The organism is Burkholderia sp. PU8-34, assembly GCF_053427725.1.
Map to the genome: position 1 here is coordinate 1 of NZ_JBSAXC010000022.1, position 16,327 is coordinate 16,327.

General features: G+C 68.1%; 16 protein-coding genes and 1 pseudogene. 8 read left to right on the plus strand and 9 right to left on the minus strand.

From position 1 onward, the window contains the following. Positions 1-174: 174 nt before the first annotated feature. A pseudogene (locus tag ACV22Z_RS31835) lies at positions 175-342 on the minus strand (PIG-L deacetylase family protein); the annotation flags it as partial. A 339-nt stretch (positions 343-681) separates the two neighbouring features. Between ACV22Z_RS31835 and ACV22Z_RS31840 the strand changes: the two are divergent. After that, positions 682-1,254 (plus strand): NADPH-dependent FMN reductase, encoded by a 573-nt coding sequence (locus ACV22Z_RS31840; protein ID WP_448080215.1) that lies wholly within the window; start codon positions 682-684, stop codon positions 1,252-1,254. On the opposite strand, the gene ACV22Z_RS31845 is transcribed toward ACV22Z_RS31840, so the two are convergent. The 5 genes from ACV22Z_RS31845 to ACV22Z_RS31865 all read right to left on the minus strand — a co-directional run bounded on the left by ACV22Z_RS31845 (position 1,255) and on the right by ACV22Z_RS31865 (position 7,273). Next, positions 1,255-1,950: a DUF2894 domain-containing protein gene (locus ACV22Z_RS31845; RefSeq protein WP_448080216.1), complete on the minus strand. Its 696-nt coding sequence runs from the start codon at positions 1,948-1,950 to the stop codon at positions 1,255-1,257. It lies immediately after the preceding gene. Next, on the minus strand, positions 1,940-2,590 hold the full coding sequence (locus tag ACV22Z_RS31850) for an OmpA family protein (RefSeq protein ID WP_448080217.1): 651 nt from the start codon (positions 2,588-2,590) through the stop codon (positions 1,940-1,942). Before ACV22Z_RS31850 ends, ACV22Z_RS31845 begins: the two co-directional genes overlap by 11 nt. 3 nt (positions 2,591-2,593) lie before the next feature. Beyond that, positions 2,594-5,401: a DUF802 domain-containing protein gene (locus ACV22Z_RS31855; protein WP_448080218.1), complete on the minus strand. Its 2,808-nt coding sequence runs from the start codon at positions 5,399-5,401 to the stop codon at positions 2,594-2,596. 10 nt (positions 5,402-5,411) lie between these two features. Beyond that, positions 5,412-6,224: a DUF3348 domain-containing protein gene (locus ACV22Z_RS31860; RefSeq protein WP_448080219.1), complete on the minus strand. Its 813-nt coding sequence runs from the start codon at positions 6,222-6,224 to the stop codon at positions 5,412-5,414. 410 nt (positions 6,225-6,634) lie between these two features. After that, positions 6,635-7,273 carry a LysE family translocator gene (locus ACV22Z_RS31865; protein WP_448080220.1) on the minus strand — a complete coding sequence of 213 codons (639 nt, stop codon included), beginning with the start codon at positions 7,271-7,273 and terminating at the stop codon, positions 6,635-6,637. A 45-nt stretch (positions 7,274-7,318) separates the two neighbouring features. On the opposite strand from ACV22Z_RS31865, the gene ACV22Z_RS31870 reads away from it, so the two are divergent. The 6 genes from ACV22Z_RS31870 (at position 7,319) to ACV22Z_RS31895 (ending at position 13,520) form a co-directional block, all read left to right on the plus strand. Then, positions 7,319-7,480, plus strand: coding sequence for a hypothetical protein (locus tag ACV22Z_RS31870; RefSeq protein WP_448080221.1), 162 nt, complete (start codon positions 7,319-7,321; stop codon positions 7,478-7,480). Between the two features lie 125 nt (positions 7,481-7,605). Continuing rightward, positions 7,606-8,985 (plus strand): FAD-containing oxidoreductase, encoded by a 1,380-nt coding sequence (locus tag ACV22Z_RS31875; protein ID WP_448080299.1) that lies wholly within the window; start codon positions 7,606-7,608, stop codon positions 8,983-8,985. Positions 8,986-9,118: 133 nt separating this feature from the next. Further along, positions 9,119-10,021, plus strand: a complete 903-nt coding sequence (locus ACV22Z_RS31880) for a LysR substrate-binding domain-containing protein (RefSeq protein ID WP_448080222.1) — start codon at positions 9,119-9,121, stop codon at positions 10,019-10,021. Between the two features lie 205 nt (positions 10,022-10,226). Next, on the plus strand, positions 10,227-11,216 hold the full coding sequence (locus tag ACV22Z_RS31885; protein ID WP_448080223.1) for a zinc-dependent alcohol dehydrogenase family protein: 990 nt from the start codon (positions 10,227-10,229) through the stop codon (positions 11,214-11,216). 173 nt (positions 11,217-11,389) lie between these two features. Further along, entirely contained in the window at positions 11,390-12,619 is a 1,230-nt protein-coding gene (locus ACV22Z_RS31890; RefSeq protein WP_448080224.1) for a cyanate transporter, read from the plus strand. Between the two features lie 130 nt (positions 12,620-12,749). Further along, the gene (locus ACV22Z_RS31895; RefSeq protein WP_448080225.1) at positions 12,750-13,520 is read left to right on the plus strand and encodes an ABC transporter substrate-binding protein; all 771 of its coding nucleotides are present in this window, start codon (positions 12,750-12,752) and stop codon (positions 13,518-13,520) included. A 48-nt stretch (positions 13,521-13,568) separates the two neighbouring features. Here the strand turns inward: ACV22Z_RS31895 and ACV22Z_RS31900 are convergent, their stop codons facing one another. Continuing rightward, the gene (locus ACV22Z_RS31900; protein ID WP_448080226.1) at positions 13,569-13,763 is read right to left on the minus strand and encodes a hypothetical protein; all 195 of its coding nucleotides are present in this window, start codon (positions 13,761-13,763) and stop codon (positions 13,569-13,571) included. Positions 13,764-14,307: 544 nt separating this feature from the next. Between ACV22Z_RS31900 and ACV22Z_RS31905 the strand changes: the two genes are divergently transcribed. Beyond that, a complete protein-coding gene (locus ACV22Z_RS31905; RefSeq protein WP_448080227.1) occupies positions 14,308-14,589 on the plus strand; it encodes a DUF4148 domain-containing protein in 282 nt (93 codons plus the stop codon). Positions 14,590-14,714: 125 nt separating this feature from the next. Here ACV22Z_RS31905 and ACV22Z_RS31910 read toward each other — a convergent pair whose 3' ends face one another. Together ACV22Z_RS31910 and ACV22Z_RS31915 are read right to left on the minus strand one after the other, a co-directional pair. After that, positions 14,715-14,867 (minus strand): hypothetical protein, encoded by a 153-nt coding sequence (locus tag ACV22Z_RS31910; RefSeq protein ID WP_448080228.1) that lies wholly within the window; start codon positions 14,865-14,867, stop codon positions 14,715-14,717. After that, complete coding sequence (locus ACV22Z_RS31915) at positions 14,864-16,132, minus strand: M20 family metallopeptidase (RefSeq protein WP_448080229.1); 1,269 nt, start codon at positions 16,130-16,132, stop codon at positions 14,864-14,866. Before ACV22Z_RS31915 ends, ACV22Z_RS31910 begins: the two co-directional genes overlap by 4 nt. Positions 16,133-16,327 lie beyond the last annotated feature (195 nt).

The following is a 16,327-nucleotide window of genomic DNA, read 5'->3' on the forward strand; positions in this document are numbered from 1 at the left end:
TATTCCGGCGATCGAGAAATCGTCACAAAATGTTGCGGAAGGCTCACGCAAGCATGAAGTCGTAGCAGCAACGGAGCGCGCGTTGGCGAAAGACGGCGCTCAAGGTCGTCGCAGAGTGATGTCGTTGCGCCGCTCGCTTCACCGCCGGTCAGCCCCGCCGTCCCACACCGCATGCATCTCGCCCTTGCGCCACAGCTTCGCGGATTCGCCGCGCTCGCCGAACGACAGGCAGACCACCTTGACCCGGTATCCGTTTTTCTTGTGCAGCGCGATCGCACCGCCCGCGCGCCATACGAAATCCGCGCTGTGCGCGCTTACCACCAGCATTGCCTTGTCAGTCATTTGAATCCACCACGTCTTTCGAATCGGACAGGTTGGATTGTAGGTTTCGGGCTTGCCGGGCATGTGCCGAATCCGGCACGGATGTCCATCTAATTTTCTTATCGGGATGGTGTCGACAGGGTTATTCCGTAGATGGCACGGGGCCGCCGGGCAGCGGCGAATCGCGGTACGGTTATCGTTCGGACAGGCAGAGAGGTGGCGGCGAACCGGTGATGCCGACGGCGCAAGGAGGTGCAATCGGACGATGGCATCCGGCCCGGATTTCGCCGATGCAATGCGATAATCCTGCAACCGCGCGCTGCGCATCAACACGCGTCATTGTCCCCAAGCTCTCCGTCCATGCCGACCGAATCCCACCGTGACACCCACTCGCGCGTCGACATCGTCGCGCTCTGCGGCAGCCTCCGGTCCCGCTCGTACAACGCGGCGCTGCTCGACGCCGCCGCTGCCGTCGCGCCGGCCGGCATGCGCATCGCGCGTTTTCAGCGTCTCGACCAGTTCCCGCTCTTCAACCCCGACGCCGAATACCCGACACCCGAACCCGTGCGCGACCTGATCGACCGCTTGAATGCGGCCGACGGCGTGCTGATCGCGAGCCCGGAGTACGCGCACGGCGTGTCCGGCGTAATGAAGAATGCGCTCGACTGGGTCGTCGGCTGTGACGCGTTCGTGCACATGCCGGTGGCGGTGCTCAACGCGTCGCCGCGCGCGATGCACGCGGACGCGGCGCTGAAGGAAACGCTGTCGATCATGTCGGCGCGGCTCGTCGAAGATGCATCGGTCGCGATCCCGATCCTCGGCAGCCAGCTCGACGCCGCGGGCATCGCCGCATATCCGCCGTTCGCGAGCGCGCTGGCCGACGCGTTGCATGCATTGCGCAATGCCATCGAACCGACACGCGACCCGGATTGACTACCGCGCCTTCCCCCGCGCCGCCTTCTTCACACCCTTCGCGCGCGGCGCTTCCTTCTCCGGCTGCGCGCCGCCGCCGGTGAGATCTTCGAGCCACGACAGCGCGTCGACGTACGACAGGAATTGCTGCAGATACCCGGGCGACAGGTCGCGCATCAGCGACAGCGACCGGTGCACGAGGCTGTTCGAATTGAGCGGGCCCGCATTGCGCGGCACCTGATCGAGCGCCTGCCGGTATTGCTTCTCGGTGCGGACCTTCGACCACGTGGCCCGGAAATACTCGATCATGGCCGGATCGATCCCGGCCCGGTCCGCCTGCGCGTCGCGCGCGATGCGATCGACGAGCCCCGCCAACGCACCGCGCGCCGGTTTGCCCGGCGCCGAATTGGCCGCGGAATCGCTGGAATCGCTGATATCGCTGGAATCGCTGATATCGCTGATATCGCCGGTATCGCCGGTATCGCCGGTATCGCCGGTATCGCCAGCATTCGACGACGCACGCGCGACATCGTCCGCATAGCCGGCCAGCAGCTTCGCGAGCCGCTCGTCGAGCAGGCGGCGCGCGTCGCCGTCGTGGCCGGCCGCGCGCCGCTCCAGTGCGTCCATCAGATGAAAACGCACGGGGTCCAGCCGATGCTCGCCACGCTCGCGCCATGCGTCGAGCATCGCGCGCGGCGCCATCGCGTCACTGCACACGGTGGCCACCATTCGATGCGGACTGGCGCGGCACCGGCGCGATCTCGACGCGGCGATTCTTCGCGCGCCCGGCTTCGTCGGTGTTCGCGCTGACCGGCTGCTGCGAGCCGAACGCGGCCGCGAACACCGACGATGCGGGCACGCCCGCGTCGATCAGCGCGCGCGTGACCGTCAGCGCGCGCTTGGCCGACAGTTCCCAGTTGTCCGCGAACAGGCGGTTGCCGGCCCGCACCTGCTGGTCGTCGGAGAAGCCGCTGATCATCAGGATCTCGTCGCGGGTCTTCAGGTACGCGGCCAGCGGGCCGGCCAGCGTCTTCAGCAGCGCCTGGCCTTCTGGCTGGATCTGGTCGGAGTTCAGCGCGAACAGCACGTTGCCGCTGATGCCGATGCGCCCGTTCACGAGCGTCACGCGGCCGGCCGCGAGCGGCCCCGCGAGGGCTTCCTCGAGCAGCTTGCGCTGCTGCGCTTCCTGCTGGCGCTGCTTGATCGCCTCCTCGAGCTTCGACGTCACCTGAAGCTGCATGCCGATCACGCCGACGAGGATCAGCACGAACGCACCGAGCAGCACCGACATCAGGTCGGCGAACGCGGGCCAGACCGGCGCGACCGATTCCGCGCCGCCGTCGATTTCGTCGTGCATGCGTTACGCTCCGACGGACGCTCGCCGGCCGGCGAGATGCTGCAGGTCTTCGACGATCTGCTTCTGCGACATCATGCTCAGGTCGATCACTTCGCGCGCCTGTGCGACGTAGTACTCGAGCTGCTCGTCGCTGCGCACAAGGGATTTCTCGAGCGCGGCTTCGATTCGCTGCAGGTGGGACAGCAGCTTGTCGTTCGATTCGCCGAACGCATGCACGGCCATGCCGAACGCATCGCCGAGGCTCGCGACCTCGACCGCGCCGGCCGTCACCTGTGCGGCAACGGCGTCGAGCTTGCGGGATTCCGCATCGACCGTGTCGTTGAAGCGCGCACCGACGCGCTCCAGCAGGTCGGCCGACGTGCCGACCAGTGCATAGACCGCGCTGCGCTGTTCGGTCGAAGCGTGGTTGACCGCGTCGAGCAGCGTTTCGAGCGTCGCCAGCAGGCGGCTGCGCTCCTCGAGCATCGCGGTGTCGCGGACCATGCTGTCCGACAGGCGCTGGCGCAGTTCGGCGACGACTTCGGCCGCAGCCTTCGGCGCTTCCGATGCGGCCTGCACGAGCCGCGAGATCTCGTTGATCGTGTCGCTCGCGTGCGCCTGCGCCTGCGCGGTGATGTCGTTCGCGGTGCGCGCCAGCGTCTCGCAGATGTCCTGCTGGCGAGTCGCCGCGTGCGCGCTCGTCTGCGCCCATTCGTCGCGCAGCGCGGCCGCCATCGACGCGAGCGCGTCGGTCCACGCCGACAGGCGCTGCTCGTCGCGCGACGCCAGTTCCGTCTGCAGGTTCGCGTGCGATTCGCCGATCGTGCGCAGCAGCGCGGCCGAATGCTGCTCGAACGTCTCGGCCTGTGCGGTGAGGTCGCGCGTGGTTTGCGCGAGCGCGTCGCAGATGTCCTGCTGGCGGGTCGCGGTATGCGTGCTCGCCTGCTCCCATTCGTGGCTCAGCTTGGCCGCGATCGACGCGAGCGAATCGGTCCATGCCGACAGGCGCTGCTCGTCGCGCGACGCCAGCTCTGTCTGCAGGTTCGTGTGCGATTCGCTCATCGTGTGCAGCAGCGATGCCGAATGCTGTTCGAACGTCGCAGCCTGTGCGCTGATGTCGCGCGTGGTTTGCGCGAGCGCATTGCAAATCTCTTGCTGACGGCTCGTATTGCTTGCACTCGTCTGAGCCCACTCGTCGCGCAGCGCAGCCGACATTGCCGCGAGCGATGCGGTCCACCCCGCCAGCCGCGCTTCGTCACGCGACGCCAGTTCGGTTTGCAGGCCCGTATGCGATTCGCTCATCGTGTGCAGCAGCGATGCCGAATGCTGCTCGAACGTCGCAGCCTGCGCGGTGATGTCACGCGTGGTTTGCGCGAGCGCGTCGCAGATCTCTTGCTGACGGCTCGTGTTGTTTGCACTGGTCTGCGCCCACTCGTCGCGCAGCGCAGCCGACATTGCCGCGAGCGATGCGGTCCACGCCGCCAGCCGCGCTTCGTCACGCGATGCCAGATCCGTCTGCAGCCCTGCATGCGAATCGCCCACCGTGCGCAGCAGCGACGCCGCATGCTGCTCGAACGTCGCCGCAGCCGATTCCAGTGCCCGTGCGTTGTGACCGGCCAGCGTCTCGCCGACCTGCTCCTGCCGCGCCAGCGCGTGGTTCCATGCGTCCGACATGCGCTGCTCGGTCGCTTCGAGACGCGTCGCGACACCCTCCACCAGCGCGGTCGAGCGCTGCGCGAACGTGTCGGTGAACTGCGCGAGCGCGCCGCGCAGATGCTCGGCCGCCGCTTCGTTCGTGCGCTGATGATCGGCCAGCGCGCGGTTCCAGATGCCCGTCACGTTGGCCGTGGTCGCCTCGAAGCCGCTCGACAGGCCGTCCAGCTGCCGCTCGACTGCGTGCGTGACGGTATCGCGCATCACGGCCATCTCGCGCTCGAGCCCCGCCATCGTCGCTTCCATCACCGGTTGCAGCGCCGCACCGGCCACCCGCGCGCTCTCGGCGGCGCTGTCCTGCAGCGACTGCCCGACGCTCGACGCGAGCCGCGCATACGCCTGGTCGGTCCGGTCGAAGAACGCCTGCTGGTTGTCGAGCTGCTGCGCGTGCAGCGCGACGCTGCGCTGCTCGAGCGCCGTCATCATCGTCTGCAGCCGATCGACCAGCGCCGGCATCACGTCGGCCTGCTGCTGCAGGAGCCGGAACGATTCGTCGCGCTGATGCGCGGACGAATGCACGCGCAGCGTCGTCGCGATCTTCGCGTCGAGCTGCTGCACCGCGTCGATCCGCTCGCGGCGGACCAGCGCGGACAGCAGCCCGAGCATCGCGGACGTCGCGACGCCGGCGATCGACGTGCCGAACGCGAACCCGAGCCCCTTGACCGGCGCGATCAGCGACGCGCGGATCGCATCGAGGTCGGTCGCGCTTTCCAGCGCCGCGCCGGTGCCCTTCAGCGTCACGACCATCCCGAGCAGCGTGCCGAGCATGCCGAGCAGCACGAGCAGGCCGACCAGGTACGGCGTGAGCGCCGGCCCCGGCAGCGCCGCGCGCGCGCCTTCAATGCGCGCGCGCACCGCGCTGCGCAGGCCCGGATGCAGCGTGTCGAGCCACGCGTCGAGCTTCGTCGGCGGCGTCGACAGGTCGGCAACGGCGCGCGCAAGCGTCGCGGTGGCCTGCCGGTAGCGCCACAGTTCGAACGCGCCGGCGAGGTAGCAGGCTCCGATCAGCAGCGTGACAGCCGCCGCCAGCGGATTCGACACGACATAGCCGGTGCCGATCCAGCACACCGCGAGCAGACCGGCCACGAATACAACGAGATCAAAACGAATTCTGGACATAACGTGATGATTAGCTGGTGCGAAGCGCCGCGAGCAGCCCTTCCACCGGTTGAAACCGGATTTCCAGTTCGGCGAGCAGGACGCTGCGCATATCCGCGCGGAATACGTCCAGCCATGCGCCGGGTGCAACTGCCGTGGTACCTGCCGTGGTACCTGCCGTGGTACCTGCCGGGGTACCTGCCGGGGTGCCTGCCGCGCTTCCTTCTGCGCTTCCTTCTGCGCTTCCCGACGCCTCGGCGTCGGCGAGCGCCTGCCGTTGCGCGCCGCGCAGGCGCTCGAAGTGCGCGCCGAGCAACGCCGGCACGGTCGCCAGCAGGCTGCGCTCACGCGCGCCGAGCACCCGCTCCATGATCGCGTCGAGCGTCGCGAGCCGCGCCATGCCGGGCGTGCGCGCGGCGAGCGTGACGCGCAGGCGGCCGCGCAACTGGCAGATCGCGGTCTCCATCTCCTGCTGCCGGGACAGGTAGCGTTGACGGAAATCCGCGAAATCGGCCGTGTCGGCTGCCGGCGGCGCCGGCAGCGCACCCGTGCGGCGGCCGGCGGCGGGCCGGCTGCCGCCGGTGATTGCCTGCGCGAGTTCGTGGCGCACGCGTGCACATTCGCGCTCCGCGTCGCCGCCGGACGCGCGCGCGCTGCCGGCGACGGCGGGCGGGCTCGCGCTCAGCGCCGACGACAGCGTGATCGCGTCCGTCCAGCCGAGCCACTGGCTCAGCCGGTCCGCGAGCGTCTGCCGGGATTCGGGCACGTCGGCGTCCGCCAGGCGCGCGAGCAGGCGAACGAGCGTCGGACCGCTCAATGCCATGCGCGGGGGTGCTTGCACCATGACAGCTACCGTCAAAAAAGGCAGCAGTTTACACGTCGGCGAGGGGTGGACCGTCAGTTTGCGGTCGGCGGGCGGGTCAGGGACCGGGTGGCGGCGGCGCGAACGCCCGCCGCACAAGGCCGGCAGCGAAATCGGGGGTGGCGGGCGAAGATCGGGAATGCCGCTGAAGCGGGCGGCGTCGGCCGCGTGAACGGCGTAAACGGCAGTCCGGCGAGCGCCGCCGGACATCCGGCATCACGGTCAACGGTCGCCGCACACGCGATGAACGGCCGGCGGTGGGCGGTGGGCGGTGGGCGGTGGGCGGTGGCTGTGGCCGGTGGCTGTGGCCGTGGCCCGTGCGCGTGCCCGTGCCCGTGCCCGCGTACGTGTACGAGCCCGCGCACGTGTACGTGCCCGTGGCCGCCAGCGGGTCAGATCCCCGCTTTCGGCGCGGTGAGGATCAGCCGGACGCCGAGCGCCGCGATCGCACCCGCCGCGATCCGGTCGACCCACTTCTTCGCGCGCAGGTACAGCTCGCGCGGCCGGCGGCTGGAAAAGCACAGCGCGATGATCGTGTACCAGCCGAACTCGACGCCGAACACGAGCGGCGGCAGCGCGAGATAGCACCACAGCGGCGGATGCTGCGGCAACAGCGCCGCGAAGATGCTGCCATACCAGATGGCCGTCTTCGGGTTGCTGAGCTGGGTCGTGAGGCCCGTCCAGAACGACTTGCGCGCGCTGCCCGCGCGGGCGGCCTGCGGATCGTCCATCGCGATCGGGTGGGCCGCGCCGCGCCAGATCTTCGACGCCATGTAGATCAGGTACGCGCCGCCCGCGACCTTCAGGCCGACGTACAGCCATTCGACCGCCTGCAGCAGCGTATAGAGGCCGGCCAGCGCGATGCCGCCGAAGAAGATCCCGCCGGCGCCCATGCCGAGTGCGGTCGCGAGGCCGTCGCGGCGCGACAGGCCGATCGAATTGCGCGCGACGAGCACGAAGCTCGGGCCGGGAATCATCGCGCCCAGCCACAGCGCGACCAGAATGCCGAACACGGCAGCGGAAGCGGTCATCGGAAGCTCCTCCAGATAACGGCCCCGGTCCGCCGGAGCCAACGCGTGATGCTGAACGATCCGAACGGCGATTCTGGCACGCTTCACGCCAGGCCGAAAGCGGCCGGATGCGGCGGTGGACGACGGCAGGCCGCGCGCGGTCAGCACCGGACCGGCTTCGTCACGTTCCGCTGCGACCCGCACGCGCGCCGCACGAACCGGTCGTGATCGCCGGCCGACAGGTCTACCATAGGCAGTCGGCGCAACGCGCATGCGGCCCGGCAGGCGGGCACACCGCTTGCGCAACGCCTTGCCCACGACGCACCTGCGGCGAAGGAGATGGTATGGACGCGATGACCCAACGATTCGATGCGATCATCATCGGCACCGGGCAAGCCGGCCCGCCGCTCGCCGCACGGCTGTCCGGCGCGGGCATGAAGGTTGCCGTGATCGAGCGGGGCCGCTTCGGCGGCACTTGCGTGAACACCGGCTGCATCCCGACCAAGACGCTGATCGCGAGCGCCTATGCCGCGCATCTCGCGCGGCGGGCCGCCGAATACGGCGTCGCGGTCGGCGGGCCGGTCACGGTCGACATGAAGCGCGTGAAGGCGCGCAAGGACGAGATCTCCGGGCGCTCGACCCGCGGCGTCGAACAGTGGATGCGCGGCCTCGAGCATGCGACGGTGTTCGAGGGCCACGCGCGTTTCGACAGCGCGCGCACGGTCCGCGTCGGCGACACGGTGCTGGAAGCGGAACGAATCTTCATCAACGTCGGCGGCCGCGCGCTGGTGCCGCCGATGCCGGGCCTCGACCAGGTGCCGTTCCTGACCAACTCGACGATGATGGACGTCGACTTCCTGCCCGAGCACCTGATCGTCGTCGGCGGCAGCTACGTCGGGCTCGAGTTCGGCCAGATGTACCGGCGCTTCGGGTCGCGCGTGACGATCGTCGAGAAAGGCCCGCGCCTGATCCGCCGCGAGGACGAGGACGTGTCGCAGGCCGTGCGGGAGATCCTCGAGAACGAAGGCATCGACGTGCAGCTCGACGCGAACTGCCTGAGCGCGCGGCGCGACGGCGAGCGCGTCATTGTCGGGCTCGATTGCACAACCGGCGCGCGCGAAGCCGCGGGCTCGCACCTGCTGCTCGCGGTCGGCCGCGTGCCGAACACCGACGACCTCGGGCTCGACCGGGCCGGCATCGCCACCGATGCGCACGGCTACATCCCGGTCGACGAGCAGTTGCGCACCAACGTGCCCGGCATCTGGGCGATGGGCGACTGCAACGGCCGCGGCGCGTTCACGCATACGTCGTACAACGACTACGAGATCGTCGCGGCCAACCTGCTCGACAACGATCCGCGCAAGGTGTCGGACCGCATCCCCGCGTATGCGATGTACATCGACCCGCCGCTCGGCCGCGTCGGGATGACGCAAACCGAAGCGATGCAATCGGGACGCCGGCTGCTGGTCGGCACCCGCCCGATGACACGCGTCGGGCGCGCGGTGGAGAAAGGCGAGAGCCAGGGCTTCATGAAGGTGATCGTCGATGCGGACAGCCACGCGATCCTCGGCGCGTCGATTCTCGGCGTGACGGGCGACGAGGTCGTGCATGCGCTGCTCGACGTGATGGCGGCCAACGCGCCGTACACGACGATCAGCCGCGCGATGCACATTCACCCGACGGTGTCGGAGCTGGTGCCGACGTTGTTGCAGGATCTGCATCCGGTTGGATGACCGCACGGCGCGGGCGTGCCGCAACGTCCGAGCATGCCGCGCGAATGCGCACGATGCCCGCGTCCGTTCCGCGCAAGCCGTGCATCGGCGGCCATGCGAAGATTGCCGTTCGCCACGAGATCAGGACATGCCGATGGATCGTCTGCAAGCGATGCAGATCTACGTACGGATCGTCGAGCGCGGCAGCTTCACGCAAGCCGCCGATACGCTGCAACTGCACCGCCCGGCCGTCACGAAGGCCGTGCAGCAACTCGAGCAGGAACTCGGCATCCGGCTGCTGAACCGCAGCACGCGTCGTGTCAGCGTGACCGCCGAAGGCGAGGCGTTCTACACGCGCTGCGTTCAACTGCTCGCGAGCATCGACGACGCGTTTGCGTCTTTCCCCCGGCAACGCACTGCGCCGAAGGGGCGGCTGCGCCTCGACATCGCGGTCGCGCTCGCGAAGACGGTCGTGATCCCGGCACTGACGGAGTTCCAGCAGCGCTATCCGCAGATCGACGTCGTGCTCGGCGCGAGCGATCAGCCGGCGGACCTGATCGGCGAGGGGATCGATTGCGTCGTGCGGGTCGGCACACTCAGGGATTCGAGCATGGTCGCGCGCACGGTCGGCATGATCCCGATGGTCACGTGCGCGTCCCCCGCCTATGTGTCCAGTCACGGCTTGCCGCGTACGCTCGACGATCTGCGCGCGCATCGGGCGGTCAATTTCTTCACAGGCCCCAATCGCAAGGTGATGGAGTGGGCATTCCGCCCGGCCGGCGAAATCGTCACGCTGAAACTGGCCAGCAGTCTCCTCACGAACAACTCGGAAGCGCTGCTGTCCTGCGGGCTCGCCGGCCTCGGCATCGTGCAGGCATTGCGGCCCGCGCTGCAGCCGTACATCGACTCGGGCCAGCTGATCGAGATCCTGCCCGGCATCGCGGCCGTCCCGAAGCCCGTCTCCGTGCTGTACCCGAACCGCACGCATCTGCCGGACAAGGTTCGCGTGTTCGTCGACTGGCTCACCGAATTGTTCGCACGCCGCTACCCCGTCTGACGCCTGCTCCCGCGCATTGTTATTCGTCGAATAACAATCAGTAATGCCGTCGCGCGTTTATCGCGCGCCGCCCGCGCCCTACAGTTCTCCTCGTCAAACGCGAGATCGCACGATGCGATCCCGGCACATCGCAGCACGTCGCCCGCATCACGACGTCCGTCGCAGCGCCGCGCGTTCCGATCATCGTTCAACGAAGGAGAAGTCCATGTCCCGTGTCGTTCGTTTCCACCGTATCGGCGGTCCCGACGTGCTGCAGATCGACGACGTCGACGTGCCCGCACCGGGCGCCGACGAAATCCAGATTCGCGTGAAGGCCATCGGCCTCAATCGCGCGGAAGTCATGTACCGGACCGGCAACTACACGATCGAGCCGCGCTTTCCCGCGACGCTCGGCTATGAGGCGGCGGGCGTCGTCGCGGCAGTCGGCCCCGGCGTGACGGGCCTTGCCGAAGGTGACGCGGTGAGCGTCGTGCCAGCGTTCTCGTTTGCCGACTACGGAATGTATGGCGAGCGTGTCAACGTGCCGGCGCATGCGGTCGTCAGGCATCCGGCCAGCCTCTCGTTCGAGGAAGCCGCCGCCACGTGGATGATGTTCGTCACGGCCTACGGCGCGCTGATCGAGCTCGGCGGGCTGCAGCGCGGCGACGCCGTGCTGATCGGCGCGGCATCGAGCAGCGTCGGACAGGCGGCGATCCAGATCGCGAACCATATCGGCGCGGTGCCGATCGCATTGACCCGCGGCGAATCGAAGCGTCAGGCGCTGCTCGACGCCGGCGCCGCGCACGTGATCGTCGGCAGCGGCACAGACCTGACGCGGGAAGTATTGCGATTGACCGGCGGAACCGGCGCGCGCATCGCGTTCGATCCGGTCGGCGGGCCGGACGCGGCCCACCAGTTGCGCGCGCTGCGCCCGCACGGCACGTTCTTCCAGTACGGCGCGCTCGATACGCGCGACATCGTGGTGCCCGTGATGGATCTGCTCGCCCGGCACCTGACGCTGCGCGGCTACGAGCTGTTCGAGATCAGCGGCGATCCGCAGCGGCTCGAGCGGGCCAAGCGCTTCATCACCGACGGGCTCGCGGCAGGCGCGCTGAAGCCGTCGATCGACCGCACGTTCGCGTTCGAGGACATCGCCGATGCGCATCGGTACATGGAGGCCGGCGCGCAAGTCGGGAAGATCGTCGTGACGGTTTGACCTTCGCGGCGCGCGGTTCGCCCCTCGCCGACACCCGCGCCCATCCCTTCCGCCCCTATCGAATTCCGCACTGGAAGCCAGTCGAATATTTAATTTTCAACTGGCGAGGCGCGCCTTTACCCTTTCAGCATCGCACGACCGGGCCGCTGGCCCGCCCTCCCTGGAGCATCCCGATGACTGACCCCGGCACCGCGCAAGCCGTTCGCCGACCGCACGCGGTTTCCGTGTCCTATGGCGCGCTGGCACTGCTGGTGCTGGCCGGACTCAACCTGCGCCCGTTCTTGACCGCGTTCGGCCCCGTGCTCGACCTCGTGCGCGCCGACACGGGCCTCGGCTTTCGCGCCGCCGCGCTGCTGACCACGCTGCCGTTCGTCCTGATGGGCGTGATCGCGGGCGTCGGGGTCGGGCTCGCACGGCGCCTCGGCGAGCAGCGGGCGCTGAGCGCCGCGCTGCTGCTGATCGCCGCGGGCTGCACATCGCGGCTGTGGACGGCCGGCAGCGCGGGCCTGATTGCCAGCGCCGCAGTTGCGGGCGCCGGCGTCGCCGTGGTCCAGGCGCTCGTGCCGGGCCTCGCGAAGCGCTGGTTCGTCGACCGGCTGCCGCTCGCGATGGGCCTCTATTCGGCCGCGCTGGTCGGCGGCGGCGCGTTCGGCGCAATCGCGGGCCCGTGGCTCGCCGCGCGCGGCGGCTGGCATCTCGCGCTCGCCGTGTGGGCTGTGCCCGCGCTCGTCACGCTCGTGCTGTGGCGCGCGAAGGCGCCGCGCGACGCGGTGCGCGCCGCCACGGCACCGCCCCCCGTCGCTGCGTTCGCACGCATTGCACGCGCATGGCAGCTCGCGCTGTTCTTCGGCCTCTGCAACAGCGGCTATGCGAGCCTCGTCGCCTGGCTGCCCGCGTTCTACCGCAGCGTCGGCATGAGTGCGCAAGCGAGCGGCAACCTTCTCGCATGGATGGCCGTGTTCCAGGCAACCGGCGCGCTCGCGATGCCGATGCTCGCGAAACATTCGCGCGACCGGCGCAACGTGTTGTGGCTCACGCTCGCGCTGCAGGCTGCCGGTTTCGCCGGATTCGCCGCGCTGCCCGCATTTGCGCCGTGGTTCTGGGTCGCGAGCGCCGGCCTCGGCCTCGGCGGGTTCTTCTCGATGAGCCTGATCGTGACGCTCGACCATCTGCCCGACGCACGGCTCGCGGGCGCGCTCGCCGCGTTCGTGCAGAGCATCGGCTTCCTGATCGTCGCGGCGAGCCCCTGGCTGATCGGCTGGCTGCGCGACGCGGGCGGCGGCTTCGCGATCGCATGGTGGATGCACGTTGCGCTGGTCGTCGCAATGGCCGCGCTGAACGCCGTGTTCTCCCCTGTCAGCTACCGGCGCAGCATGGCGCGCATCGTCGGCGCCGTGCGCTGAGCCGAACCCGGGCGGGCGCCGGCATCCGGCCGGAACCCGCTCGCCTGTCCGCGGCGCGGCCGGCCGCGGGCAGTCATGCAGACCGGCCACGCAACCGCTTTCGAGCCAATTACATCAATCGGAGACATCAATGAAAAAGCTCGTCATGGCCGTCGCGCTCGCGCTGACGGCCGCCGCCGCGCATGCGAAGGACCCGGCGATCCTGCGCTTCGGCGTCGATCCCAGCTACGCGCCATTCGAATCCCTTGCGCCGGACGGCAAGCTCGTCGGCTTCGACATCGATCTCGGCAACGCGATCTGCGAACGCATGAAGGTCCGCTGCGTGTGGGTCGAGAACGCATTCGACGGGATGATTCCGGCGCTGAAGGCGCGCAAGTTCGACGGCGTGCTGTCGTCGATGAGCGTGACCGAGAAACGCCTCGCGCAGATCGCGTTTACGGACAAGATCAACAATGTGCCGCCGCGGCTCGTCGCGCGACGCGGCTCGAACCTGCAGCCGACGCCGGAATCGTTGACGGGCAAGAGCGTGGGCGTCGAGCAGGGTTCGACGCAGGAAACCTATGCCCGCACGTACTGGGAGCCGAAGGGCGTCGTGGTCCGCACGTACCAGACGCAGGATCTCGTCTACCAGGACCTGCTGTCGGGCCGCCTCGACGCGTCGCTGCAGTCCTCGGTGCAGGCCGACCTCGGTTTCCTGAAGACCGCGAAGGGCGCCGGCTTCGAATTCGCGGGCCCGCCGCTGCACGATCCGAAGACGCTCGGCGTCGGCTCCGCGATCGGGGTGCGCAAGGACGACGACGCGCTGCGCCAGCAGATCAACCAGGCGCTCGCGAGCCTGATCCAGGACGGCACCTATCAGCGCATCGCGAAGAAGTACTTCTCGTTCGACATCTACAACTGAAAACGCGGCCGGCCGCACCCGCCGGCAAACGCGAAGGGGCGTCGCGCATCAGCGCGACGCCCCTTCTTCGTTTCCGGCAACAGGCTCGCCGATGAAAAAGATTCTTCGCGGATTGCGGTGGATGTTGCTTAACGATCCTGAAATGCCGTCCAGCTTGCGAGAAAGCAGACACTCGTGAACTGCCGTTGTCGTCCCCCAACTGGCCTGCCGCATGCGGAACAGCTTGCTGGTGGTCCTGCTCACCGGGATTTACAGCGCTGATCACGAACTGGGTGACCCGCCCCCCGGTTTTAGTCCGGCAAGTTGGCAAATTCCGCAAATACCCCCCTTCTCAGGGGGCGTTAATCCGGCCGGCGGTTTCTACCATTGTTCATTCCTGCCGGTTGCACGGCCCGATGCGCCGTGGCTCGAGGCGCGCGATCCGCCCGACAGGCGGCGCGTGCCACCGGAATGTTCGATCCGCGTTGCGGCACGATGCGCAGGCAAGACGATGGACAAGACATGCGCGAGGCCGCTGCGAGGCAATGTTGCGCATTCGTGTGCGAATGCGCTGGCCCGGGGGAAGTCACCAGAGGAATGCGAAGTTTGATCGACGGGGGCGTAGAACGTGCGAAGCCGCTGATGGCAGAAGCGAGAAAGCGGAATGCTCGCGCGTCGTCGGACGCGGCGCGCGCTGTTGCGGCCGATGCTGCCGCTGGGGCGAGGCGCGTCGAATTTCGCGGACGGCCGCACATCGGCGCCGTCTACACAGTACGAGTCGTAATGTCTTTTCATGTGAGGTGCCACTATGAAGACTGTATACAAGGCGCTGGCCGCAGTCTGCATGCTGGGTGCGGCCGGAATTGCCCAGGCAGACGGAGGTGCCAAGTCAGCGACGAGCGCGTTCGGCAACACGCCATCCGACGCCGCGATCAGCGCCACCGCGGTGGGCGGGATGCCCAGTGCCGGGTCGCAGTCGGGCGGCCCTGCATCGCTCACGCGCGCGCAGGTCAAGCAGGAACTAATCAGCACGCAGAAGTCAGGCGAGCTCGATCGGCTCAATCAGAGCTACTACCGCGGAGGGCAATAAGCGCCGGCGTGACGATCCAGCGCGGCCGACGAGGCCATCGGCGGGCGCGTGGTCGGCGACCTGGCTGCGCGCGTCGCGTTGTGGGTGGACGAGGTTTGTTTCAGCCCGTTGCCGTCGCGTGACGCTCACTTCCGTTTCGGTACGCCGCAACGTGTCCTGAAGGTGCGCTCGAGCCTCGACCAGTTCGTCCATCCCGCATGGAAAAACGCGACCTGCACACCCGCGCCGAGCAGTGTGGCCGACGCGTAGATTTCCCGGTCCACGGCGTGGGATTTCACGCTGATTCGTCGTCCTCGTCGAGCCAGGCGCCGGCTGCGAAGAGCATGGCTTCCAGCCCGGTGCGCAGCGTCGGATCGAGCACCGGCGCGAACTTCGGCGAATGATTGCTCGGAATTTCGTTGAGCTTTTTCTCGGCCACCGCTTTCCTGAATGTTTCGGGATCCGTTCCGCCGACGAACCAGAACGCGTAGGGCACGTCCCATTCGCGGCCGAACACGCTGAAGTCCTCGCTTGCTGCCGCGGGCTGCGTTTCATAGGCGCGCTCGCCGAAATGTGCTGCGAATGCGTTGCGCACGCGCTCGTTCGTGGCGGCGTCGTTGATCGTGAGCGGGTAGCTCGATAGCGTCGTGAATTCCGGCTCGCGCGGTGCGTTCGAGGCCGCGCATTCCGCGCAGCAGATACGGCGGATCGCGCCGAGCATGTATTCGCGCACGTCTTCGTCAAACGTGCGCATGTTGAGCTTGAGCGTAGCGTCGTCGGGGATGATGTTCTCCTTCGTGCCCGCCTGCAGGGCACCGACGGTCAGCACCGCGCTGTCGCGTGGCGAGATTTCGCGCGACACGATCGTCTGCAGGCGCAGCGTCGTCGACGCCGCCATGATGACCGGATCGATCGAGGTCTGTGGCTGCGAGCCGTGCGAGCCGCGGCCGAACAGCTTCACCTTGAGGCTATCGCCCGCGGAGAGAATCGTACCGCTTCGATGACCGACCGTGCCCGCCGCGCCGACCATCACGTGCTGGCCCAGAATGACGTCGGGCTTCGGAAAGCGCTCGGCCATCCCGTCGTCGATCATGGCGCGTGCACCACGCGCCACTTCCTCTCCGGGTTGAAAAACGGCCATCAACGTGCCACGCCAGACATGGCGATGTTCGGCCATCAGGCGCGCGACACCCATCAGCCAGGTCACGTGCATGTCATGACCGCACGAATGCGCGACGCCAACCTCGACGCCCTCTTCATCCTTTGCTCTTGCAGTGCTCGCATAGGGCAGCCCTGTGGCTTCGGCCATCGGCAGCGCGTCCATGTCGGCGCGCAGCATCACGGTCGGCCCGGCACCGTTGCCCAGCACAGCCACCACGCCCGTCTCGCCCACGTTGCGCGTGACCTCGTAGCCGAACTTCTCTACGTAATCCGCAACGATCCGCGCAGTGCGGACTTCCTGCATCGACAGTTCAGGGTTCTGGTGCAGGTCCTTGTAGATCGCCTCGAGCTCGGGCAGGAGGCTGTCGATGGCGCTCGTCATTGCTTCGATCAGTTTCGACATGGTTGCCTTCCGTGGTTATCGGCGTCCGCCAGTCGCGAACGCCCGCGAGTCGGCGTCCGATTCAGACCTCGAGCGCACGCCTCCATTGCAGATGCGAGTTCACGAGCTTTCCGGACGACATGATCGGGCTCGCCGTACAGTATCGGCCGTCCAGCAACGCACTAAAGTGGTCGATGCTCCCCTTGGTCGCGCGCT